This is a genomic window from Cereibacter sediminicola (assembly GCF_007668225.1).
Lineage (GTDB): Bacteria > Pseudomonadota > Alphaproteobacteria > Rhodobacterales > Rhodobacteraceae > Cereibacter_A > Cereibacter_A azotoformans.
On the sequence record NZ_VDEK01000029.1, the window covers coordinates 21,299 to 43,079 of the forward strand.

General features: G+C 65.3%; 22 protein-coding genes and 1 tRNA gene. 20 read left to right on the forward strand and 3 right to left on the reverse strand.

What is annotated here, in order from left to right; all coding sequences use genetic code 11:
- Positions 1-262 precede the first annotated feature (262 nt).
- The 9 genes from FG154_RS16045 to FG154_RS16085 all read left to right on the forward strand — a co-directional run bounded on the left by FG154_RS16045 (position 263) and on the right by FG154_RS16085 (position 11,923).
- A complete protein-coding gene (locus tag FG154_RS16045; protein WP_145110074.1) occupies positions 263-718 on the forward strand; it encodes a DUF2924 domain-containing protein in 456 nt (151 codons plus the stop codon).
- The gene (locus FG154_RS16050; RefSeq protein WP_145110077.1) at positions 715-2,040 is read left to right on the forward strand and encodes a recombinase family protein; all 1,326 of its coding nucleotides are present in this window, start codon (positions 715-717) and stop codon (positions 2,038-2,040) included. The genes FG154_RS16045 and FG154_RS16050 overlap by 4 nt, the downstream gene beginning before the upstream one ends.
- Positions 2,037-2,426 (forward strand): hypothetical protein, encoded by a 390-nt coding sequence (locus FG154_RS16055; protein ID WP_145110080.1) that lies wholly within the window; start codon positions 2,037-2,039, stop codon positions 2,424-2,426. Before FG154_RS16050 ends, FG154_RS16055 begins: the two co-directional genes overlap by 4 nt.
- 90 nt (positions 2,427-2,516) lie before the next feature.
- Positions 2,517-2,714, forward strand: coding sequence for a type II toxin-antitoxin system Phd/YefM family antitoxin (locus tag FG154_RS16060; RefSeq protein WP_100651825.1), 198 nt, complete (start codon positions 2,517-2,519; stop codon positions 2,712-2,714).
- Positions 2,711-4,222, forward strand: coding sequence for a type I restriction-modification system subunit M (locus tag FG154_RS16065; protein ID WP_145110083.1), 1,512 nt, complete (start codon positions 2,711-2,713; stop codon positions 4,220-4,222). The genes FG154_RS16060 and FG154_RS16065 overlap by 4 nt, the downstream gene beginning before the upstream one ends.
- Positions 4,219-5,721, forward strand: coding sequence for a type I restriction-modification system subunit M (locus FG154_RS16070; RefSeq protein WP_145110086.1), 1,503 nt, complete (start codon positions 4,219-4,221; stop codon positions 5,719-5,721). Before FG154_RS16065 ends, FG154_RS16070 begins: the two co-directional genes overlap by 4 nt.
- Positions 5,714-6,907, forward strand: a complete 1,194-nt coding sequence (locus FG154_RS21095) for a restriction endonuclease subunit S domain-containing protein (RefSeq protein ID WP_186312401.1) — start codon at positions 5,714-5,716, stop codon at positions 6,905-6,907. Before FG154_RS16070 ends, FG154_RS21095 begins: the two co-directional genes overlap by 8 nt.
- Positions 6,904-9,867 (forward strand): type I restriction endonuclease subunit R, encoded by a 2,964-nt coding sequence (locus FG154_RS16080; protein ID WP_145110089.1) that lies wholly within the window; start codon positions 6,904-6,906, stop codon positions 9,865-9,867. Before FG154_RS21095 ends, FG154_RS16080 begins: the two co-directional genes overlap by 4 nt.
- A gap of 61 nt (positions 9,868-9,928) precedes the next feature.
- Positions 9,929-11,923: a hypothetical protein gene (locus FG154_RS16085; RefSeq protein ID WP_145110092.1), complete on the forward strand. Its 1,995-nt coding sequence runs from the start codon at positions 9,929-9,931 to the stop codon at positions 11,921-11,923.
- A 301-nt stretch (positions 11,924-12,224) separates the two neighbouring features.
- Here FG154_RS16085 and FG154_RS16090 read toward each other — a convergent pair.
- Positions 12,225-12,314: transfer RNA gene (locus FG154_RS16090), tRNA-Ser, on the reverse strand.
- Between the two features lie 154 nt (positions 12,315-12,468).
- Between FG154_RS16090 and FG154_RS16095 the strand changes: the two genes are divergently transcribed.
- The 7 genes from FG154_RS16095 to FG154_RS16125 all read left to right on the forward strand — a co-directional run bounded on the left by FG154_RS16095 (position 12,469) and on the right by FG154_RS16125 (position 18,490).
- Positions 12,469-13,353 (forward strand): DUF2059 domain-containing protein, encoded by an 885-nt coding sequence (locus tag FG154_RS16095; RefSeq protein WP_145110095.1) that lies wholly within the window; start codon positions 12,469-12,471, stop codon positions 13,351-13,353.
- 221 nt (positions 13,354-13,574) lie between these two features.
- A complete protein-coding gene (gene rplU / locus FG154_RS16100; protein WP_145110098.1) occupies positions 13,575-13,970 on the forward strand; it encodes a 50S ribosomal protein L21 in 396 nt (131 codons plus the stop codon).
- Between the two features lie 6 nt (positions 13,971-13,976).
- On the forward strand, positions 13,977-14,246 hold the full coding sequence (rpmA, locus tag FG154_RS16105; protein WP_011910687.1) for a 50S ribosomal protein L27: 270 nt from the start codon (positions 13,977-13,979) through the stop codon (positions 14,244-14,246).
- Between the two features lie 144 nt (positions 14,247-14,390).
- Positions 14,391-14,942 (forward strand): GNAT family N-acetyltransferase, encoded by a 552-nt coding sequence (locus tag FG154_RS16110; protein ID WP_011910688.1) that lies wholly within the window; start codon positions 14,391-14,393, stop codon positions 14,940-14,942.
- Positions 14,943-15,036: 94 nt separating this feature from the next.
- Positions 15,037-16,065 (forward strand): GTPase ObgE, encoded by a 1,029-nt coding sequence (obgE, locus tag FG154_RS16115; RefSeq protein ID WP_145110101.1) that lies wholly within the window; start codon positions 15,037-15,039, stop codon positions 16,063-16,065.
- Positions 16,065-17,177, forward strand: coding sequence for a glutamate 5-kinase (gene proB / locus FG154_RS16120; RefSeq protein ID WP_145110148.1), 1,113 nt, complete (start codon positions 16,065-16,067; stop codon positions 17,175-17,177). The genes obgE and proB overlap by 1 nt, the downstream gene beginning before the upstream one ends.
- A gap of 50 nt (positions 17,178-17,227) precedes the next feature.
- Positions 17,228-18,490 (forward strand): glutamate-5-semialdehyde dehydrogenase, encoded by a 1,263-nt coding sequence (locus FG154_RS16125; RefSeq protein ID WP_145110104.1) that lies wholly within the window; start codon positions 17,228-17,230, stop codon positions 18,488-18,490.
- A gap of 3 nt (positions 18,491-18,493) precedes the next feature.
- On the opposite strand, the gene FG154_RS16130 is transcribed toward FG154_RS16125, so the two are convergent.
- The gene (locus tag FG154_RS16130; RefSeq protein ID WP_011910692.1) at positions 18,494-19,090 is read right to left on the reverse strand and encodes a histidine phosphotransferase family protein; all 597 of its coding nucleotides are present in this window, start codon (positions 19,088-19,090) and stop codon (positions 18,494-18,496) included.
- A gap of 32 nt (positions 19,091-19,122) precedes the next feature.
- Between FG154_RS16130 and FG154_RS16135 the strand changes: the two genes are divergently transcribed.
- The 4 genes from FG154_RS16135 to olsA are packed head-to-tail and all read left to right on the forward strand — an operon-like array spanning position 19,123 to position 21,095.
- Positions 19,123-19,302, forward strand: coding sequence for a DUF3553 domain-containing protein (locus FG154_RS16135; protein WP_145110107.1), 180 nt, complete (start codon positions 19,123-19,125; stop codon positions 19,300-19,302).
- Positions 19,280-19,453, forward strand: coding sequence for a hypothetical protein (locus tag FG154_RS21100; RefSeq protein ID WP_186312402.1), 174 nt, complete (start codon positions 19,280-19,282; stop codon positions 19,451-19,453). The genes FG154_RS16135 and FG154_RS21100 overlap by 23 nt, the downstream gene beginning before the upstream one ends.
- Entirely contained in the window at positions 19,450-20,235 is a 786-nt protein-coding gene (olsB, locus tag FG154_RS16140; RefSeq protein WP_145110110.1) for an L-ornithine N(alpha)-acyltransferase, read from the forward strand. Before FG154_RS21100 ends, olsB begins: the two co-directional genes overlap by 4 nt.
- A complete protein-coding gene (gene olsA, locus FG154_RS16145; RefSeq protein ID WP_145110112.1) occupies positions 20,232-21,095 on the forward strand; it encodes a lyso-ornithine lipid O-acyltransferase in 864 nt (287 codons plus the stop codon). Before olsB ends, olsA begins: the two co-directional genes overlap by 4 nt.
- Here olsA and FG154_RS16150 read toward each other — a convergent pair.
- Positions 21,079-21,699: a thiamine phosphate synthase gene (locus FG154_RS16150; RefSeq protein WP_145110115.1), complete on the reverse strand. Its 621-nt coding sequence runs from the start codon at positions 21,697-21,699 to the stop codon at positions 21,079-21,081. The two genes, olsA and FG154_RS16150, sit on opposite strands and share 17 nt — an antisense overlap.
- Positions 21,700-21,781 lie beyond the last annotated feature (82 nt).

The window sequence follows — 21,781 nt, forward strand, 5'->3', positions numbered from 1 at the left end:
CCGAGGTCGCGGCCGGCGGCGCAATCCGACACCGATGGATCATGATGTTCGATCCCGGTCCCATTCGTCGCCCCAACCCACTCGCCCCTTCGGCGATGACGCCCGCAGAGCGCCGTGCCGAGTTGTGCGGCCTGCTGGCGCTCGGGCTGGTTCGGTTGCGGATGCGGGATGGGGGTGAAGTATCTGACAATACTGGAGAGCGTTGCCTACACTATCCGCCCGACCAATGCCGTCATGCAACTCCAACTCACCGGAGAAATGCATGAACAAGCCCGATCCCATCCCCGCGCGCCTGGCCGCGCTCAAGACCACGCCGACGACCGACCTGAAGCAACAGTGGCGCGACCTGTTCGACGGCGAGCCGCCGCCGTTCAACCGGCGCTATCTCGAAAGCCGCATCGCCTACCGCATCCAGGAACTCGCCTATGGCGGGCTGAAGCCCGATACGATCAGGCGGCTTGAGCGGCTGGGCGAAGAACTGGACGGCGGCGACAAGAGGAAGCGCAGCATCCGCGCCGATCGCGACCGCCCGATCACCGGCACGCGGCTGCTGCGCGAGTGGCAGGGCGTCGAGCATATCGTCACCGTCACCGCCGACGGCTTCGAATGGCAGGGGCGGCCCTACAAGTCGCTGTCCGCCATCGCCCGCGCGATCACCGGCACCCGCTGGAACGGGTGGGTCTTCTTCGGCCTCAAGAACCACAGGAGGCGGACATGACGAAGCCGCCCGAGAAAACGAAGGTCGTCCGCAAGTTGCGGTGTGCCGTCTACACCCGGAAATCCTCCGAGGAAGGGCTGGAGCAGGAGTTCAACAGCCTGCATGCCCAGCGCGAGTCCTGCGAGGCGTACATCGCCAGCCAGCGGTCCGAGGGCTGGGTGCTGGTCCGCGATCAGTATGACGACGGCGGCATTTCGGGCGGCACGCTAGAACGCCCCGGCCTGAAGCGGCTGCTGGAGGACATCGAGGACGGGCTAGTCGACGTGGTCGTGGTCTACAAGATCGACCGCCTCAGCCGCTCGCTGGCCGACTTCGCCAAGCTGGTCGAGGTGTTCGACCGGAACGGCGTGACCTTCGTCTCGGTCACCCAGTCGTTCAACACGACCACGTCCATGGGGCGACTGACGCTGAACATTCTGCTGTCCTTCGCCCAGTTCGAGCGCGAGGTTACGGCCGAACGAATCCGCGACAAGGTCGCCGCCAGTCGAAAGAAGGGCATGTGGATGGGCGGGGTGCCGCCTTACGGCTACTGCGTCGAGAACCGGAAGCTGGTCATCGACGACGAGAGCGCCGCGCATGTGCGCTGGATCTTCGCGCACTTCCTCGAGATCGGGTCCTGCACGGAACTGGCGCGAGAGGTCGGCAAGCGCGGCATCCGCACCCCGCGCGGGAACAGGATCGACAAGAAGTACATCTATCGGATGCTCAGCAACCGCGCCTACATCGGCGAGGCGGTCCACAAGGGCGAAAGCTATCCCGGCGAGCACGACGCGATAATTGACGGGGCGACATGGGACCGCGTCCACGCCATCCTGCAGGAGAGCCCGCGCAAGCGCGCTGCCCGAACTCGCGCCGACACGCCCGCGCTGCTGAAGGGGCTGCTGTTCGGTCCCGATGGCGCCGCCTTCTCGCCGACGCATACCCGCAAGGGCGACAAGCTCTACCGTTATTATGTCAGCCAGACCGTGCTGAAGCATGGCGCCGGGTCGTGCCCGGTGGGTCGTGTCCCCGCAGGTGAGATCGAGGCTGCCGTCATCGACCAGTTGCACGCCGTGTTCCGCCAGCTAGAGATAGTGGCGGGCACATGGAAGGCGGCGTGCGTCCACGCTGACGACATCACCGAGGCCGACGCCCGCACGGCCCTGCAGCAGCTCGATCCGCTATGGGACGAACTGTTCCCCGCCGAGCAGGCGCGCATTGTCACGCTGCTGGTCGAGCGCGTGGATATTGGAGGGGGCGGGTTGAAAGTTCGTTTGCGCATTGACGGGCTCGGCAGCCTCGCGCGCGAGATGCTGTCTGGCAGCATCGGAGCAGCGGCATGACCCGCGCGACGGCGGTCCCTGAGACGGTCACAATCCACGTGCCATTCCGCATCGTGAAGCGCGGTGGGCGCAAGGAGATGCAGATGCCGGAAGGCGCCGCGCAGCTGCGGCGGACCGACAACACGCTGGTCAAGGCGCTTGCCCGCGCCTTCCGCTGGAAGCGGATGCTCGAGTCGGGTGAGTTTGCCACCATCGCTGAACTGGCCGAGCGAGAGGGGATCGCGACGTCCTATATGACGCGCATCCTGCGCCTGACGCAGCTTGAGCCTGGCATCATTGAGGCGGTTCTCGACGGACGGCAGAACGATGCCGTTACGCTTGCCAGACTTATGGACCCGTTCCCGATCAGCTGGATCGAGCAGAAGAACATCTTCTTCGGCACCTGATCACCTCGCTGCACGATCTCACGCCACTGCTGCTATTGCTTCATTGGGCCAAATTGGCCAAAAATGGTGAAGGCATAGGCGGGGAGTCGAATGCAGACCCTGAGCGCGAAAGACGCGAAGTACGGCTTCGGACGGTTGATCGATCTCGCCCGCGCCGAGCCGGTGGCGGTGGCCAAGCACGGGCGGACTGTCGTCGTCGTGTTGGCCGTCGAGGAGTATGAACGGCTCAAGGCAGTCGAGGCCGGCGCAGCCCCCAAAGCCCCCGGTGGCGCTCAGAGTGAAGAATGAACAATTCGGCGAACAATGGTCTGCAATTAAAATCTGCGATGTGGGACGCCGCGAATACTCTCCGCGGCTCAGCTGTCGATCGCACCGATTGGAAGGGTTACATTCTTCCCCTGCTTTTCTTCAAGCGCATCTCCGACGTCTGGGACGAAGAGACCGCTGAGGCTCGGGAGATCTATGGCGAAGCGGACCCCTCCCTGTTTCCGGAGGTGCACCGTTTCGTGCTGCCTGAAGGCTGTCACTGGAACGACATCAGAGAAGTTCCGGCCAACGTCGGCGCGGCCCTCCAGAAGGCCATGCAGGAGATCGAGCGAGCCAATCCGGACACGCTTTTCCGCGTATTCGGTTCGGCGGACTGGGGCAACAAGGAGAAGTTTTCCGACGAGTTGCTGAAGGATTTGATCGAGGGGTTCTCCGAGATCGGGCTCGGCAACACCACCGTCAGCACTGACGTGCTGGGTGACGCCTACGAATATCTGGTGGGCAAGTTTGCCGATGTCACCCGCCGCAACAAGGCGGGCGAATTCTACACGCCGCGTAGCGTCGTGCGCATGATGGTCGAAATCCTCGACCCCAAGGAAAGCGAAAGCATTTATGACCCCGCCTGCGGTACGGGCGGCATGCTGCTCGGGGCGATCGAGCACGTGATGCGCAAGGGCGGCGACCCGCGCACCTTCTACGGGAAGATCTACGGCCAGGAGAAGAACCTGACCACAGCAGCGATCGCCCGGATGAACCTCGTCCTGCACGGGATCGAGGACTTCCAGGTGGCCCGTGAGGACACGTTGCGGAATCCTGCCTTCACGGACTCCAGCACGGGCGGCCTCGCCACCTTCGACTGTGTCATCGCGAACCCGCCGTTCTCGCTGAAGGAATGGGGGCGAGACCTGTGGGAGGCCGACCCCTGGGGCCGGGCCCAGTACGGGATCCCGCCTGAGAGCTACGGCGACTACGCCTTCGTCCAGCACATGATCGCGTCGATGGCACCGACGGGGAACAGCCGCATGGCGGTCGTCCTGCCGCAGGGCGCGCTGTTCCGGAAGTCGGCCGAAGGCTCGATCCGGCAGGCCCTGCTGGAAAAGGACATGGTCGAGGCGGTCATCGGCCTTGCGCCGAACCTCTTCTATGGCACGCAGCTGGCCGGATGTGTCGTCATCCTGCGCCGCAAGAAGCCCGAAGCCCGCAAGAACAAGGTCCTTATCATCGACGCCTCCAGTCTGTTCCGCAAAGGCCGGGCGCAGAACTTCATGGATCAGGAGCACAGCGACCAGATCGTCGCCTGGTACCGCGCCTTCGAGGATGTCGAGGATCGCGCCAAGGTGGCGACGCTGGACGAGATCAAGAAGGAAGGCTGGACGCTGAACATCTCGCGCTACGTCCTGCCGCCCATCGGCCAGGACATCCCGCCGCTGCCCGAGGCCGTCGAGGCGTTCAAGACCGCGTTGGCGGATGCCCGGGCAGCCGAGGATCACCTGCGCAAAGTGCTGGTAGAAGGGGGGTGGCTGCAATGAGCGGGCTGACCCAGCGCGAACTCGAAAGCTATCTCTGGGGCGCCGCCACGCTGCTGCGCGGGCTGGTCGATGCCAGCGATTACAAGCAGTACATCTTCCCGCTGATGTTCTTCAAACGGCTGTCCGATGTCTGGGACGAGGATTACCAGCAGGGGCTCGACGAAACCGGCGACGAGGGCTACGCCACCGACACCGCCAACGACCGCTTCGTGATACCTGAAGGTGCGCACTGGAACGATGTGCGTGCAGCACCACGCGATGTCGGCCGGGCGCTGCTGTCGGCCTTCCTAGCCATCGAGGCCGCGAACCCCGAACGCCTGCAGGGCGTTTTCGGCAATGCGAACTGGACCGACAAGGCCCAGATGCCCGACAGCACGCTGAAGAACCTGATCGAGCACTTCTCGAAACATGACCTGACCCTTGCCGCAGTGCCGGAGGACGAGCTTGGCAATGGCTACGAATACCTGATCAAGAAATTCGCCGACGACAGCGGCCATACCGCGCAGGAATTCTACACCAACCGCACTCTTGTGCATCTGATGGCGCAGATGCTGGAACCCCAGCCCGGCGAAAGCATCTATGACCCGACCTGCGGCACCGGCGGCATGCTGATCTCGTGCCTGGCCGAGGTAAAACGGCGCGGGGGCGACATCCGCACCACCGGCCTTTACGGGCAGGAACTGATCACCATCACCGCCGCCATCGCGCGGATGAACCTTGTCATCCATGGCGTGGACGATTTCCACATCGCCAGCGGCAACACGCTGGCCACGCCCGCCTTCGTGCAGGGCGACCGGCTGCGCAGCTTCGACGTGGTCCTCGCCAACCCGCCCTATTCCATCAAGAAATGGAACCGTGGCGCGTGGGAGCAGGATGCCTGGGGCCGCAACTTCCTTGGCACCCCGCCGCAGGGGCGGGCGGATTACGCCTTCTTCCAGCACATCCTGTCGTCGATGCACCCCAAGACCGGGCGCTGCGCGATCCTGTTTCCGCATGGCGTGCTGTTCCGCAACGAAGAGGCCGAGATGCGGCGCAGGCTGGTGGAATCCGACCGGGTCGAATGTGTGCTGGGGCTTGGGCCGGGGTTGTTCTACAACTCGCCGATGGAGGCCTGCGTGGTGATCTGCCGGTCGCAGAAGCCCGAGGCGCGCAAGGGGCGCATCCTGTTCATCGACGCGGTGGCCGAGATTGCGCGCGAACGTGCGCAGAGCTTTCTGCGCCCCGACCATCAGGCGCGTATCCTGTCGGCCTATCAGACCTTTGCCGATGAGCCCGGCTTTGCCACGGTGGCAAGCGTGGCCGATGTGCTGGCGGCCGACGGCAACCTGTCGATTGCCCGCTATGTGAAGCGGCCGAAGGCGGCGGTGGCGGGCGGGGGCGCGACGCTGGCGGCGACCTGGGCGGCGTTTGACGAGGAAGGGCGCGAGTTCTGGTCGGGCATGGACGCGCTGGTGGACATGCTCGATGGCCTGACGCCTGCGGAGGATGCCGATGCTTGAATGGCCGATTTCCAAGGCAGGGTGGATGCGCGTGGCCTTTGGCGACGTTGTGCGCCTGTCGAAAGCGCGCGTTACCGATCCCGAGGCGGCCGGGATCGAACGTGTCGTAGGGCTGGAGCATATCGAACCCGGCGATCTGCGCATCCGGCGCTGGGGTGATGTGGCCGATGGCACGACCTTTACCACGCTGTTCAAGCCCGGTCAGGTTCTGTTCGGCAAGCGCCGCGCATATCAGCGCAAGGTGGCGGTGGCGGATTTCGAAGGGGTCTGTTCCGGCGACATCTATGTGCTGGAACAGGCGAACGACCGGCTGATGCCGGAACTGTTGCCGTTTCTGTGCCAGACCGACGCCTTCTTCGATCATGCCGTCGGCACCTCGGCCGGGTCGCTGTCGCCGCGCACCAACTGGACCAGCCTCGCCAGCTTCGAGTTCCTGCTGCCGCCGATCCAGGAGCAGGCGCGGTTGGTGGACTTGTTGAAAGGAGCAGAGTCGACGACTGAAGCCCTTCGAAGTGTGGTCTCGGCTGCGAAGGTTCTGCGCCAGTCCACCATCGATCACTTTTCGAGCATCTCTGTCCGACCATCCGTGCCGCTCGGTGAAATCTGCGAAATGCAGAATGGGCGGCCGTTCCCCGGTGATGAATACCAGCGCCAAGGACCCCGATTGCTGCGACCGGGCAACCTTGGCGTCAATGGATACTTCAAATGGGATGATGGCGCGACTGTATGCCTTCCAGCGCGATTTGAGGCTGAAGCGGCGGCTTTCGTTGTGGACACTGGCGATGTGGTCATCAATCTAACGGCTCAGTCGCTTGAAGAAGGATTCATGGGCCGCGTGTGTCTTGCCCGTGAAGGTGATCGTTCCTTGCTGAATCAGCGCATCGGGCGGTTTCAGGGTTTCTCGGAGGATTTCCAGCCTGAGTTCGTATTCCGCGTCCTGCAAAGCTCCCGCTTTCAGAACCATGCGGTTCGCATGTGCGAAGGCAGCAAGATCAAGCACCTTTTCTGGCAGCATCTTGCGCCCTTCCTCGTCCCGAAACTGGACTTGGTAGAACAGTTGGCAATCATCGAAACGATCAGGTCAATTGATGTGCAGATCGAAGGGGCCCAAGCACGATTGGCTTCCGCGATGCTTGATCGCGCGAGGTTGTTCGATTTGACGCAAGCCGAAGAGGTCGACGCATGACCTTTACCGAAGCCAATACCGTCGAAGCCCATCTGCGCGACCTTCTCGCGGGCGCGGCCTCGGCACGCCCGGCGCAACTCTCCATCGGCTTCGCCCGCACGGGCGGCAAGGTCGCGGGCCTCGGCTGGCATTACGTCGCCCCCGCCGACCTTCCTCGCCAGCCGCAAGAGGTGCTGGTCGAACCCCATCTGCGCGACGCCCTGATCCGCCTGAACCCCGACATCGCCGCCAACCCCGGCCGGGCCGATGACGTGCTCTACCGCCTGCGCGCCATCGTCATGGGCGCGCGGTCGGACGGGTTGGTCAAGGCGAACGAGGAATTCGCCGCCTGGTCGCTGGGCGAACGGTCGATGCCCTTCGGCGCGAATGGCGAACACGTCACCATCCGCCTGATCGACTTCGACGATATCGAAAAGAACAGCTTCGTCGTCACCCAGCAATTCACCATCCGGGCAGGCAAGACCGAAAAGCGCGCCGATCTGGTGCTGCTGGTCAACGGCATTCCGCTGGTCCTGATCGAGGCCAAGACGCCGGTGCGGTCCAGCCAAAGCTGGCTCGACGCCGCGTTGCAGGTGCATGACGACTACGAGCGGAACGTGCCGGAGCTGTTCGTGCCCAACGTCTTTTCCGTGGCGACCGAGGGCAAGGAGTTCCGCTACGGCTCGGTCCGGATGCCGGTCGACATGTGGGGCCCCTGGCGCGACGGCGACGGGCCGCAGACGATGGGCGCGGTGGAAAAGGCCGCCACCTCAATGCTGCGACCGGCGATGGTGCTGGATATGCTCGACAGCTTCACGGCGTTCGCCACGCAAAAGGGCAAGCACCGCATCAAGATCATCGCCCGCTATCAGCAGGTGGACGGGGTCAACAAGATCGTCGCGCGGGTCGTGGCGGGCCAGCCGCGCAAGGGGCTGATCTGGCATTTCCAGGGGTCGGGCAAATCGCTGCTGATGCTGTTCGCCGCCCGCAAGCTGCGGCTGCACCCCGCGCTGAAGAACCCCACGGTGCTGATTGTGGTGGACCGGATCGATCTGGACAGCCAGATCTCGGGCACCTTCTATGCCGCCGACATGGCCAACATGGTGCGCACGGAAAGCCGCAAGGAACTGGCAGATCTCTTGGCCAAGGACGCGCGGAAGGTGGTGATCACCACGATCCACAAGTTCGCGGAAGCTGACGGCGTGCTGAACGACCGCGACAACATCATCGTGCTGGTGGACGAGGCACACCGCACGCAGGAAGGCGATCTGGGCCGCAAGATGCGCGACGCGCTGCCGAACGCGTTCCTGTTCGGCCTGACCGGCACGCCGATCAACCGCGCCGACAAGAACACCTTCTACGCTTTCGGCGCCGACACGGACGAAGGCGGCTACATGAGCCATTACAGCCTCGGCGACTCGATCCGCGACGGGGCGACGAAGGAGCTGCATTTCGAGCCCCGGCTGGTCGATTTGCACATCGACCAGAAGGCCATCGAGGAAGCCTATGCCGAGCTGACGCAGGGACTGACCGACGAGGACCGGGATCGGCTGGGCAAGGCGGCGGCCAAGATGTCGATCCTGGTGAAATCCCCGAAGCGGATCGCCGCGATCTGCGCCGACATCGCCAAGCACTTCCAGGAGAAGGTCGCCCCGAACGGCTTTGGCGCGCAGGTGGTGACCTTCGACCGCGAGAGCTGTCTGCTCTACAAGCAGGAACTCGACCGCCACCTGCCGCCCGAGGTTTCGGACGTGGTGATCTCGGTTAACAGCGGCGAGCCCGAGTATGCGGCCTTCAAGCGCGACCGCGATGCCGAGGAAAAGCTGCTCGACCGGTTCCGCGACCCGAAGGACCCGCTGAAGATCATCATCGTGACGTCAAAGCTGCTGACCGGCTTCGACGCGCCGATCCTGCAGACGATGTATCTGGACAAGCCGCTGCGCGACCACACACTCTTGCAGGCGATCTGCCGGACGAACCGTCCCTATGGCGAGCAGAAGACCCACGGCCTGATTGTCGACTACCTCGGCATCTTCGACGACGTGGCGCAGGCGCTGCAGTTCGACGAGGAGGGCGTGCAAAAGGCGGTGTCGAACATCGCCGAGCTGATCAACGCCCTGCCGACCGCCCTGCAGAAGTGCCTCGCCTATTTCGCGGGCGTAGACCGGAGCCTGACTGGCTACGAGGGCCTGATCGCCGCGCAGGAATGTATCCCGAACAACGACTTGCGCGACGCCTTTGCGGCCGATTTCAGCGTTCTGGCGCGCATATGGGAGGCGCTGTCGCCTGATCCGGTGCTGACGCAGTACGAGACCGATTATCGCTGGCTGGCGCAGGTCTACGAATCCCTGAAGCCCTCCAGCGGCACAGGGCGGCTGCTTTGGCATCGGCTGGGCGCCAAGACCATCGAGCTGATCCACGAGAACGTCCATGTGGATGCGGTCCGCGACGACCTCGATACACTGGTTCTGGATGCCGAACTGCTCGAAGCGGTCCTCGGCAACCCTGACCCGGAAAAGAAGGCCAAGGAAATCTCGGTCAAGCTGGCGGGCCGCCTACGGAAGCATGCGGGAAATCCGAAGTTCAAGGCGCTGGGCGAGCGTCTGGAGGACCTGAAGAACCGGCATCAGCAGGGTCTCCTACTGTCGATCGACTTCCTGAAGGAGCTTCTGGCGCTGGCGAAAGACGTGGTGAAGACCGAGCGCGAGACGCCAGAGGAAGAGGACATCGACCGGGGCAAGGCGGCGTTGACCGAACTGTTCGAGGAAGCGCGGAACGGCGACACGCCTGTGATGGTCAAGCGGGTCGTGGACGATATCGACGAGATCGTGCGCGCGGTCCGGTTCGACGGCTGGCAAGCTACGCACGCGGGTGAACGCGAGGTCAAGAAAGCGCTTCGCCAGACCCTCTTCCGCTACAAGCTGCACCAGGACGCAGAACTGTTCGAGAAGGCATACGGCTACATTCGAGAGTACTATTGATGATAAGCTATGCGGGAGTGCGGCGATTATCGCTGGCCGCCTTTGCGGACGCGGTAGCAACTTGAAGCTTGCCGCGACATACGCTTCGTCCGAGGCGTTCCGCGCGCATTGGCCCAAGTGCGTCGATGCGCTGTCGCGGCTCTGCGAAGGCCCGCTCTCCCCTCCCGACGATCGCTACTCAATGGCGCGCGCCATGATTGAGGACACGAGAGACCGGCCTGAAGTCGCAGGCATCGAGCAGGCACTGGGCAAACTCTGGGCCTTCGATGAGCGGTTCTTCGGAGACGTCATCGGCGGTAGCGAGCCAGATTTTCGATGGGCCGTCTATTGTTCCGCGTATCTGATCGACGATCCGCATATCGCCGCCGACCTTCTCGACGCGTATTGCCCGCTGCTCGGTACTTTCGCCGTCGAGACATTCGGGGAGACCTTCGTGCGGAAGGTTTGCTCGACCTTTCGGGACGACGTTTCCGAAGTGATTTGGGAGCATCAGGAATTGGAAGCCCCGCGACACGAGAGCGAGTTCTTCGACTGGCACGGACAGTTGAACGGTTCTCCCGACAACGTTCGTGCCGCGCTTATCGCCCAAGCCGGCATACCGCCACTGGAGCACGAGTCCCTTCCGCCTCTGGATGTCATGCGGGTTTTCAGCCCTCAGGTAAGCAGCCCCGCACAACTTGGATCCTCCGCGGATGAATACTTACGGGATCTGGCCCAATTCTATGAACAGCATGGATACATTGATGTCAGCAAGGAACTTTACGACCTTGAGAAAAGGCGCAGCAGGATGACTGATGGCACCCTTTTCAGCAACCTCACGTCCGATGCCATCGCCAGAGTGATCCGCACAGCGAAGCATTCAGTCTGCTTTGCCGCACCCGGCATCCAGATGGAGCCAGCAAAGGCTATGGCCGAGGTGGCCGGGCGGATTGGACCAGAATTGATCACGGTGTGCCTCGATTTTGACGAGCGAGTTATGCGTATGGGGTTTGACGACCTTAATGCCGTTAAGGCATTGCAAGGTGCTGGAATTTCAGTGAACTCAACGCCTGGGCTACGGACCGGTCTCGTGATTGTTGACCACAACGGGTACATCTTCACGCCGACCGCGCTCTATCTCGAAGCGGAAGATCGCCCGGCAGAGGCTCCTAATGCGATGCACCTGTCAAAGGACCAAGTCACTGAGGCTTTGGCACGGCTTTCCCCAGCGGCGAAGGCCATTGCCATCGCAATGGCCAAGACGGACGAAGAGCGGGAGCACATCCGCAGGACGGCCGTGGAGGTGCGGTCGCAGCAAGTCGTCGCAACAACGGTCGAGCAGGTCGAACGCCGGCTTACAGAAGCGCCACCCGTGCGTTTCGACGTCGCCCGGCAGGTCCGCGTGTTTAATGCCTACCTACAGTATGTCGACCTGAAGCTTGAAGGCGCGGCGATACAGCGTCACCGCGTGGCAATTCCACCAAATATCCAAAAGCTCGGCGGCGCCAAGGATCTGGAAGGCCGACTTAAGACCACTTTCGATCTGATTGAGAAGGGCGGCAAGCTTTCGTCGAAGGCGCTTGAGGACAGCCTGAACGAAATCCGGAAGAATTTTACGCCATCGCTTGGCAAGGATCATGGGCGAGTGGTGCTGAAGGCGGCGAAACCGCACCTAGAGGAAAAACTGAAAACCTTCCGGACCGAACTCGAGAAACACCAGGAGACCGTGAAGACCGAGTTACAGGACAAGCTGAACGAGTCACGAAAGCAGATCGTGGATTACTACGCTCCAATTGTCGTGAAGAACCCGCCTGATGCGATGAGGGGCCAGTTCCTGAAGTTTGAAGAGCCAGAAGCGCGCACCTGGCTCGATCATGAGCTTGATCGGGCCTTCCCAAAGGCCGAGGCCCTGATCCAGAAAATGCAACTGGACGTCCGCTATAAAGATGTGACGTTCGAAACGCTGAACCGCGAGGATTTCTTGGCAGCGATCAAGAAGGCCTTCCCGGGTGTCGATTGGGACAAAGCCTACAGTGAGTTCCGGGCCGCAGGAGAAGATCAGGAGCATCAGGGTTGATGCAGGCCTTTGCCAAAAGGAAGCTGCCGACGGGGCGTTGTTCGATTTCAGTTCCCTCTGGAAGAGGTCCCTGAAATCGAAGTGCTTAGCCGATGCATCAAAAAAATTTCATGAATACAGTTACTTGAACGAAATTTACCAAACCTGCGAAGGCAACAGGTCCGGAGAATATCGGCCCTGAGAGACCGCTTCCGAGGCTCTTGGCACCGGGGCCGGTTAACAGCCCGTCCCGCATAACCCTCGAAAACAACGGAAAAATCCGGCCGCAGCCGGATCGGGAGAACGCTTTCGCGGGGGCAAGTGGCGGAGAGACAGGGATTCGAACCCTGGGTCGGCTCACACCGACAACGGTTTTCGAGACCGCCGCATTCGACCACTCTGCCACCTCTCCGCGTCAGGGGTCGTCGTGGAGGGGCGTTTAGCGAAGGTCGCGGACGCTTGCAAGGGTCAAAACGACGGCGGTATCGCGCCGCGCCGCCACGGCGGCCTTGGCAAGGGCCGGGCGAGCCACTAGCTCTGGGCGAAACCACCCCCAGAGGCTTGCCATGGTCCCGTCGTCGCTGTTTCGCCTCGTGCTCCTTCTCGGCGTGGGTGTCGCCCCGATGCCGCTTGTCGCGCAGACGGCGCCGGTTCCGGGCCCGCAGGGCGAGGCGGTGGTCGCCCCCGCGGTGCAGGTGGCGGCGCTGGAAGAGGCGCTGCGGATCGGGGACGTCATCGCCATCATGCGCGAGGAGGGGCTCGAGTATGGCTCGAGCCTCGAGTCGGAGCTCTTCCCCGAACGCGGCGGGGCGCGGTGGCGCGCCGTGGTCGGCCTGATCTACGATACAGCCACCATGCGCAAACGGTTCGACGCGGCCTTTGAGGCCGAAATCGGCGCCGATACCGAAGCCATCGGGCAGATGCTCGACTTCTTCGGCAGCGAGAAGGGTCAGCACATCCTGCAGCTCGAGATCGAGGCGCGGCGTGCGCTGCTCGACGAGGCGGCCGAGGAAGCCGCCAAGGTGGCCGTGGAGAACATGAGCGCGAAGAACGACCCGAGGCTCGAGCTTCTGCGCGAATTCGCGGAGGCGAACGACCTGATCGAGTTGAACGTCGCCGGTGCGCTCAATTCGAACCTTGCCTTCTACCGGGGGCTCGTGGAGGGCGCGGCCTTCGATCAGCCGATGGGTGAGGGCGACATGCTGGCCGACGTCTGGTCCCAGGAGGCCGAGGTGCGGCGCGAGACCGAGGAGTGGCTGTTTCCCTATCTGACGCTGGCCTACGGTCCGCTGTCGGACGAGGATCTGCGCGCCTACATCGACTTCTCGCGGTCGCCGGCAGGGCGCAAGCTGAACGGAGCGACGTTTCGGGCGTTCGATGCTGTGTTTTCCTCGATTTCCCGGGATCTGGGCCGGGCCGCCGCGCGCCAGATGCAGGGCGAGGACATCTGAGGCGCGACGGGGCCGGAGTGCTTGACTCGAGAGGAGCTTTCTAAGATAAGCGCGCATCCCGGCCGGGGTTCTCTGGCAGGGCACTGCATCCGTTGGCGAATCGCCCCTTGGGGACGGCCTCCGGCAAATCACCATGACACCCTTCGGGGTGCGCTGTCCGAAGGCACTGAACGCCGGGTCGCACCGGGGCCGCAGGACGCGGAGCAATGAAGGAAAGACCCATGTTCGCGGTCCTCAAGACAGGCGGCAAGCAGTACAAGGTCCAGGCGGGCGACGTGCTGCGCGTCGAGAAGCTGGCGTGCGAAGCTGGCGACAAGATCCAGTTCAACGACATCCTGATGGTCGGCGGCGAGTCCGTGACCGTGGGCGCGCCCTTCGTGACCGGCGCTGCGGTTCAGGCGGAAGTGATCGCCCAGATCAAGGGCGAGAAGGTCATCCACTACGTCAAGCGCCGCCGGAAGCATTCGTCGCAGCGCACCAAGGGTCACCGTCAGCAGCTCACCCTGCTGCGCGTGACCGACGTGCTCGCCTCGGGCGCCGAAGCCTCGGGCGTGGCCGCCGCGACCGGCACCGCCGATGCGCGCCGCGCCGCTCACAACGCCAGCGCGAAGGAGTAACAATCCATGGCACACAAGAAGGCAGGCGGTTCGTCCCGCAACGGCCGCGACTCGGCTGGCCGTCGTCTCGGGGTGAAGCTCTACGGTGGCCAGGAAGCCATTCCGGGCAACATCATCGTGCGTCAGCGCGGCACCACCTGGTTCCCGGGCGCCGGCGTCGGCATGGGCCGCGACCACACGATCTTCGCCACCGTGGAAGGCCGCGTGCAGTTCAAGAAGGGCCTCAAGGGCCGCACGTTCATTTCCGTGCTCCCGGCCGCGGAGGCTGCGGAGTAAGCCGAACCTTCACAGTTCGTCTGTAACGGGGGGATCGGCACAAGCCGGTCCCCTTCCGCGTTTCCGGCTTCGGTCGGCGAGCGGAGCCCGTGCCGGGGCAGGCCGCTCCCGTCCCAGGTGCCAGTGCTTCAGAGGAGGAAGCCCGTGACGCTTGACATGATCTCGACCACGCTTCCGGCGACGGAGGCCCATCCGGCCGGCGGCCGCCTCGTGCTGCGCCCGGTGCGCAAGTCCGATGCGGGGCTCTTTGCCATGTATGCGGGCGACCGGCGCGTGGCCGAGGGCACGCGCGGCATCCCGCACCCGCTGCCGCCGGGTGCGGCCGAGGCCTTTGTCACCCGCTCGACGGCCGAGGGCCGGTCCGAGGATGTGTGGGTCATGGACGGCTCCGCCTCGGGCCTGTCGGAGGTGCTGGGCGTGATCTCGCTCAAGCGGATGGACCGCGACCAGTCCGAGATCGCCTACTGGGTGGCGCCGGCCTTCTGGAACGCGGGCTTCGCCTCCGAGGCGGTGCGGGCGCTGATCGAGGCCAATCCGCAGGGCTCGCGCACCATCTTCGCCGAGGTCTTCCAGGACAATCCGCAATCGGCGCGGGTGCTCACCAACTGCGGCTTCGAATATATAGGGGACGCCGAGGCCTTCTCGGTGGCGCGCAACGCCCGCGTGCCGACCTGGACCTATCTGCGCCGGCTCTGACCCAACGGTCGCAGGCGTCAAACGACGGGCGGAGGCTTGAGCCTTTGCCCGTTTCTCTCTATCGCCAGAAGCGACCAACCGGAAAGCCGCACCCATGAAGTTCCTCGACCTCTGCAAAGTCTACATCCGCTCGGGCGGGGGCGGGGGCGGCTGCGTCAGCTTCCGGCGCGAGAAGTTCATCGAGTTCGGCGGCCCCGACGGGGGCGACGGCGGCAACGGCGGCTCGGTCTGGGCCGAGGCGGTCGAGGGGCTGAACACGCTGATCGACTTCCGCTACCAGCAGCATTTCTTCGCCAAGTCCGGCCAGCCGGGCATGGGCAGCCAGCGCACCGGCAGGTCGGGCGACGACATCGTCCTCAAGGTGCCGGTCGGCACCGAGATCATCGACGAGGACGAAGAGACGGTGATCGCCGACCTGACCGAGGTGGGCCAGCGCGTCCTGCTCGCGCAGGGCGGCAACGGCGGCTGGGGCAACCTGCGCTTCAAGTCCTCGACCAACCGCGCGCCCGCGCGGGCGAACCCCGGCCAGCCGGGCATCGACCGGACCATCTGGCTCCGGCTGAAGCTCATTGCGGACGCGGGCCTGCTGGGCCTGCCCAACGCGGGCAAGTCCACCTTCCTTTCGGCCACCTCGAACGCCCGGCCGAAGATCGCGGATTATCCCTTCACCACGCTGGTGCCGAACCTTGGCGTCGTGGGGGTGGACGGCAAGGAATTCGTGATCGCCGATATTCCGGGCCTGATCGAGGGCGCCTCCGAGGGCCGCGGCCTCGGCGACCAGTTCCTCGCCCATGTCGAGCGGTGCTCGGTGCTGCTGCATCTGGTGGACGGCACCTCCTCGACCATCGTCAAGGATTACCGCACCATCATTGGCGAGCTTGAGGCCTATGGCGGCGACCTCGCGCTGAAACCGCGCATCACGGCGATGAACAAGATCGACGCGATGGACCCCAAGCAGATCTCCGACCGTCGCCGCGCTCTCGAGAAGGCGACGGGGGGCAAGGTCTTCACCATCTCGGGCGTCGCCGGCACCGGCCTGATGGAGGTGCTGCGCGCGCTCTGGGCCGAGATCGACGCGGCGCGCGGCGAAGCGGCGGAGGAGCATGTGCCGTGGCAACCCTGATGCCCCTTCAGGCCCCCGATATCCGAAGTGCCAAGCGGCTGGTCGTCAAGATCGGCTCGGCGCTTCTGGTGGACGGCGAGGGTCTGCGCCGCCAGTGGCTGTCGGCGCTGGCGCTGGATGTGGCCGAGGCGCGGACGCGCGGGACGCAGGTGATCCTCGTCTCTTCGGGCTCGATCGCGCTGGGGCGGCGGGTGCTGCATCTGCCGCCGGGGCCGCTCGCCCTCGAACAGAGCCAGGCGGCCGCCGCCGTGGGCCAGATCCGGCTCGCCCGCGCCTATGAGGAGGTGCTGGCCCCGCACGGGATCACCACCGCGCAGGTTCTGGTCACGCTGGAGGATACCGAGGACCGGCGGCGCTACCTGAACTCGCGCGCCACGATGGAGACGCTGCTCGCGCTCGGCACGGTGCCCATCGTGAACGAGAACGACACGGTCGCCACGGATGAAATCCGCTTTGGCGACAACGACCGGCTGGCGGCGCAGATCGCGGTCACGGTGGGGGCGGACCAGCTCGTGCTTTTGTCGGACGTGGACGGCTTCTATTCGGCGAACCCGAAGGAAGATCCCACCGCGGAGCGGTTCGATCTGGTCGAGACGATCACGCCCGCGCTCGAGGCGATGGCGGGCGATCCGGTGTCGGGCCTGTCCAAGGGCGGCATGAAGACCAAGATCATGGCGGCGAAGACCGCCGTCGCGGGTGGCTGCGCCATGGCGATCACCGAAGGCTCGGCCATGCGGCCGCTCAAGGCGCTGGAGCAGGGGGCCGCGCGCACCTGGTTCGTGGCGCAGGGCGATCCGCAGGCGGCGCGGAAACGCTGGATCAACGCGATGAAGCCGCGCGGCACGGTCCGGGTGGATGCGGGCGCGGTGCGGGCGCTGCAGGCGGGCAAGTCGCTGCTGCCCGCGGGCGTGGTGGCGGTCGAGGGCAATTTCGGGCGCGGCGATCCGGTCGAGATCGCGGGTCCGATGGGCGAGGTGCTGGGGCGCGGGCTCACCCGCTATACGGCGGTCGAGGCGGTGCAGATCGCCGGCCACCGCTCGGCCGAGATCGAGGGCATCCTCGGCTACAGCGGTCGGGCCGCGCTCATCCATCGCGACGATATGGTGATCTGAGGCCGCCGCCCCGTCCGGGCGGGCCACGGCCTGAAGGAGAGGACAGGGACATGGACGGAACCGATGTGACGATGCTCATGCGCGAGATCGGCGCCCGCGCCCGCGTCGCGGCGGCGGAGCTCGCTTTCGCCGAACCGTCGCGCAAGGAAGCGGCCCTGAACGCTGCCGCCGACGCCATGCGCGCCCGCACCGACGAGATCCTCGAGGCGAACGGGCGTGATCTGGCCTTCGGCGCCGAGAAGGGCCTGACGCCGGCCATGATGGACAGGCTGAAGCTCGATCCCGCCCGGATCGGCGGCATTGTCGATGGTCTGCGGGCGGTGGCGGCCCAGCCCGATCCGGTGGGGCAGGTGATCGCCGAATGGGACCGGCCCACCGGCCTGCACATCCGCCGGGTCCGCACGCCTCTCGGCGTCGTGGGCGTGATCTACGAGAGCCGGCCCAACGTCACGGCGGACGCCGGCGCGCTCTGCCTCAAGTCCGGCAATGCGGTGATCCTGCGCGGCGGCTCCGAGAGCTTCCACTCCTCGGGCGTGATCCATGCGGCGCTGCAGGACGGGCTGCGGCAGGCGGGCCTGCCGGTGGATGCGATCCAGCGCGTGCCCACGCGCGACCGCGCGGCGGTGGCCGAGATGCTGCGCATGGTCGAGCATATCGACGTGATCGTGCCCCGCGGCGGCAAGGGGCTCGTGGGCCTCGTGCAGGCCGAGGCGCGGGTGCCGGTCTTCGCCCATCTCGAGGGCATCTGCCATGTCTATGCCGACGGAGACGCGGATCTCGAGAAGGCGCGCCGGGTTGTGCTGAACGCCAAGACCCGCCGCACGGGCATCTGCGGCGCGGCTGAATGTCTGCTGATCGACCGGGCCTTCCTCGCCAAGCACGGGCCGGTGCTGATCGAGGATCTGCTGAAGGCGGGCGTCGAGGTCCGCGCCGAGGGCGAGCTGACGCAGGTGCCGGGCACCGTGCCTGCGCAAGCCGACGATTTCGGGCGCGAGTTCCTCGACATGATCATCGCGGCCAAGCTGGTGGACGGGGTGGACGAGGCCATCGCCCACATCCGCCGCTACGGCTCGAGCCATACCGAATCGATCCTGACCGAGAACGACGCCACGGCCGACCGCTTCTTCCGCAGGCTCGACAGCGCGATCCTGATGCGCAACGCCTCGACTCAGTTCGCCGACGGCGGCGAGTTCGGCATGGGCGCCGAGATCGGCATCGCCACCGGAAAGATGCACGCCCGCGGCCCGGTGGGCGCCGAGCAGCTCACCAGCTTCAAGTATCTGGTCGAGGGCGACGGAACGATCCGTCCCTGAGGCTCAGAAGGACAGGCGGATCTCGGTCTCGCGGATCTCGGAGGTCAGACGGCGGCCCTGACGGGACATCTCGTCGGGGACAAGCGCGAAATGCACGCGGGCTGCGGACATTTCCACCTGCGCCATCGGGTTCGAGAGCATCTCCCACAGGTCCGCGTCGATCCTGATCTTGTGCGCCTGGCCCACCAGCACCCACCGCGCATCGTTGCGCTCGACCCGGATGCGGCCGCCATAGGCCATCGCCGTCTCGAGGCAGAGGATGAGCAGGAAGGCGAGCTTCACCTCGCGGCGCTGCAGATCGGTCGGGCCCTGCCAGTCGATCTGCAGCCGGCCGCCGCGCGTCAGGTCCTGGAGGATCGACAGGATCTCGGGACGGCCGATCCGCTGCTCGGCGCCCGTCGCGCCAAAGGCCACCCGGAAGAAGCGTATGCGCGCATTGGCATTGGCCACGCTCTCCGAGATCAGCGTCATTTCCGGCCCCCGGATCGACCCGTCCATCATCAGAAGCTCGACGCCATTGCCGATCGCACCGATCGGGCTGATAAGATCGTGACAGATGCGCGAGCCCAGAAGGGCGGCCAGATCGGTCTTTTCGGTCATGGGCGTCTCCAAGAAAGCCGGAAGGAACGGAAATGAACACGCTGCTCGAGCCGGGGATGCTGGTCCGCCATCCGGGGCGACCCGACTGGGGGACGGGCCAGGTTCAATCGAACGTAAAGGGACGGATCACCGTGAATTTCGAGCATGCAGGCAAGGTCTTGATCGATGGGAGCAGGGTTCAGCTTCAACTTGTTCCTGATCTACCCAAATGATGTAGCGAAGCCCGAAGGCGTATTTCAATCATCAATTGAGGGCATTTCGGCGCAGGGTTGTGCCCGGCTGCCGCGGGCGGCGGTTGCATCCGGCGAGGGCATTTCCTATGAAGCCCTGACGGCCGGCGAGGGGGGCAAGATCGGGGAATGATTGCCGACGATCCGCATCTGGAGCTGCGGCTGGCCTCGTCCGAGCGCGATCTGCGGGCGGCGCAGCGCCTGCGCTATCGGGTGTTCGTCGAAGAGCTTGGGGGCGACGGCGACATGGTCGATCATCCGGCCCGCCTCGAGCGGGACGAGTTCGACGCGATCTGCGATCATCTTCTGCTGATCGACCGGCGCCGCGATGCCGGGGCGCTCGAGGATGTGGTCGGCGTCTATCGCCTGCTTCCGGGGGATCGGGCAGCGCACTCGGGGCGCTTCTATTGCGATAGCGAATATGATCTCGGCCCTCTCCGGTCGAGCGGCAGGCGGTTGCTGGAGCTTGGACGCTCCTGCGTTCATCCCGACTTTCGCGGCGGCTCGGCGGTCTTCCTGCTCTGGAGCGGGCTTGCCGACTATGTGCTGGCCCAGGGGATCGAGTTGCTGTTCGGGGTCGCAAGCTTTCACGGCACCGATGTCGAGGCGCTGGCCCAGCCCCTGTCGCATCTTCATGCGTTCCATCTGGCACCCGAGGAGTTGCGCGTGCGCGCAAGGCCCGATCATGCGCAGCGGATGGACCTTGTCCCGGCCGGTTCGGTGGACCGGCGGGCGGCGATGCTGGCGATGCCGCCGCTGATCAAGGCCTATCTGCGCCTAGGCGGCTTTGTGGGCGAGGGGGCATGGGTGGACCATGCCTTCAACACGACCGACGTCTGCCTTCTGCTGGACACGGCGCGCATGTCCACGCGGCACCGGGATTTCTACGCCCGCCGCGCGGTGACCGCGGAATGAGCGACTGGAAGGCGGACCGGCCGGCGCCAAGGCCGATCGGTGCGGCGGGATGGCTGCGCCTGGCGGTGAAGGGTGGCGCGATGGCCCTCCTCGTCTATGGCGGCTTGCTGCTTCTGCTGCTGTTGCGCCAGATCGAGCGGCCGGTCTGCGGCATGGCACGGCCGGTCACGCCCTGGATCACCCAGGGCGTCTGTCGCGGCGCGCTGGCCATCATGGGGCTGAGGGTCCGCGCCCGTGGCAGGCCGATGACGGTGCCCGGAGCGGTGGTGGCCAACCACGGCTCCTGGCTCGACATCTTCGTGCTCAACGCCGTGCAGCGGATCTACTTCGTCTCGAAGTCCGAGGTGGCGGGCTGGCCCGGCATCGGCTGGCTGGCGCGCGCGACGGGCACGGTCTTCATCAACCGCAAGGGCTCCGAGGCGCGGGCGCAGCAGCGGCTGTTCGAGGAGCGGCTCCGGTTCGGGCACCGGCTTCTTTTCTTCCCCGAAGGCACCAGCACCGACACGCTGCGCATCCTGCCCTTCAAGTCAACGCTCTTTGCGGCGTTCTTCACGCACGGGCTGGAACATGCGCTGCATATCCAGCCGGTGACGGTTCACTACATCGCGCCCGAGGGCGAGGATCCGCGCTTTTACGGCTGGTGGGGCGACATGGACTTCGGCAGCCACCTCGCCCGGCTTCTGGCGGCGCCCGGACACGGGAGGGTCGAGATCACCTTCCACGAGCCGGTGCCCGCCGACGGCTTCGACGGGCGCAAGGGGCTGGCGGCCCGTTGCGAGGCGCTGGTGCGGCAGGGCTTCCCGGCGGAGGGGCGCGAGGCGGCCTCGGCCGAAGGCTGGACCCTCAGCCCAGAGGGCTGAGCAGGCTCCGCAGCGCCTCGGCCGCGTCCTCTTCGCGCCAGATCTCCTCTCCGACGGCAAAGAAGTCGGTCACGGTTGCCAGTTCGGCGACCTTCTCGCGCGTCAGCGCGCCCTCGGCCACCACCGGAACCTCGATCATCTCGGACCACCAGGCGAAGAGGTCCGTCTCGGCAAGGCTGCCATCGCCAAGCGCGGTCGCGCCCACCGGGCCGAAGGACACGTAATCCGCGCCGCCCTCGGCTGCGTTGATCCCCTCGTGCCGCGACCGGCCGCAGAAGGCGCCGACGATCGCGTCGGGGCCCAGGTCCTTGCGCAGCTTGCGAACCAGCCGCGCGCCATCGGTCAGATGCACCCCGTCGAGGCCCAGCCGCTCGACCATCAGCACATGGTTCTCGATGACGATCGCCACGTCGCGCGCATGGGCCACCTCGCGCAGGGCATCCGCCGCGCGGGCGATCCGATCCTCGTCCTTGCCGGCCAGCGCCAGCCGCAGGCAGGCGATCCCGGTCGAATCCAGCACCCGCGCCAGCCGGTCGGGATAGATCCCGAGGTCGATCTCGGGCGGCGTGATCAGATAGATCTGCGGACGTTCGGCTTCGGCCATGATGGGTCTCCTTCGGTCGGCGAAGCCTATAGCCGAGGGGCGCCGGCTTGGAAATGCCATTGCGCCGCGTGGGCCTTCTCCC

Excerpts from the sequence above, each read along its gene's own strand:
- FG154_RS16045 (WP_145110074.1), top strand. The coding sequence starts at position 263 with ATGAACAAGCCCGATCCCATCCCCGCGCGCCTGGCCGCGCTCAAGACC.
- FG154_RS16050 (WP_145110077.1), top strand. The coding sequence starts at position 715 with ATGACGAAGCCGCCCGAGAAAACGAAGGTCGTCCGCAAGTTGCGGTGT.
- FG154_RS16055 (WP_145110080.1), top strand. The coding sequence starts at position 2,037 with ATGACCCGCGCGACGGCGGTCCCTGAGACGGTCACAATCCACGTGCCA.
- FG154_RS16060 (WP_100651825.1), top strand. The coding sequence starts at position 2,517 with ATGCAGACCCTGAGCGCGAAAGACGCGAAGTACGGCTTCGGACGGTTG.
- FG154_RS16065 (WP_145110083.1), top strand. The coding sequence starts at position 2,711 with ATGAACAATTCGGCGAACAATGGTCTGCAATTAAAATCTGCGATGTGG.
- FG154_RS16070 (WP_145110086.1), top strand. The coding sequence starts at position 4,219 with ATGAGCGGGCTGACCCAGCGCGAACTCGAAAGCTATCTCTGGGGCGCC.
- FG154_RS21095 (WP_186312401.1), top strand. The coding sequence starts at position 5,714 with ATGCTTGAATGGCCGATTTCCAAGGCAGGGTGGATGCGCGTGGCCTTT.
- FG154_RS16080 (WP_145110089.1), top strand. The coding sequence starts at position 6,904 with ATGACCTTTACCGAAGCCAATACCGTCGAAGCCCATCTGCGCGACCTT.
- FG154_RS16095 (WP_145110095.1), top strand. The coding sequence starts at position 12,469 with ATGGTCCCGTCGTCGCTGTTTCGCCTCGTGCTCCTTCTCGGCGTGGGT.
- rplU (WP_145110098.1), top strand. The coding sequence starts at position 13,575 with ATGTTCGCGGTCCTCAAGACAGGCGGCAAGCAGTACAAGGTCCAGGCG.
- rpmA (WP_011910687.1), top strand. The coding sequence starts at position 13,977 with ATGGCACACAAGAAGGCAGGCGGTTCGTCCCGCAACGGCCGCGACTCG.
- obgE (WP_145110101.1), top strand. The coding sequence starts at position 15,037 with ATGAAGTTCCTCGACCTCTGCAAAGTCTACATCCGCTCGGGCGGGGGC.
- proB (WP_145110148.1), top strand. The coding sequence starts at position 16,065 with ATGCCCCTTCAGGCCCCCGATATCCGAAGTGCCAAGCGGCTGGTCGTC.
- FG154_RS16125 (WP_145110104.1), top strand. The coding sequence starts at position 17,228 with ATGGACGGAACCGATGTGACGATGCTCATGCGCGAGATCGGCGCCCGC.
- FG154_RS16130 (WP_011910692.1), bottom strand. The coding sequence starts at position 19,090 with ATGACCGAAAAGACCGATCTGGCCGCCCTTCTGGGCTCGCGCATCTGT.
- FG154_RS16135 (WP_145110107.1), top strand. The coding sequence starts at position 19,123 with ATGAACACGCTGCTCGAGCCGGGGATGCTGGTCCGCCATCCGGGGCGA.
- olsB (WP_145110110.1), top strand. The coding sequence starts at position 19,450 with ATGATTGCCGACGATCCGCATCTGGAGCTGCGGCTGGCCTCGTCCGAG.
- olsA (WP_145110112.1), top strand. The coding sequence starts at position 20,232 with ATGAGCGACTGGAAGGCGGACCGGCCGGCGCCAAGGCCGATCGGTGCG.
- FG154_RS16150 (WP_145110115.1), bottom strand. The coding sequence starts at position 21,699 with ATGGCCGAAGCCGAACGTCCGCAGATCTATCTGATCACGCCGCCCGAG.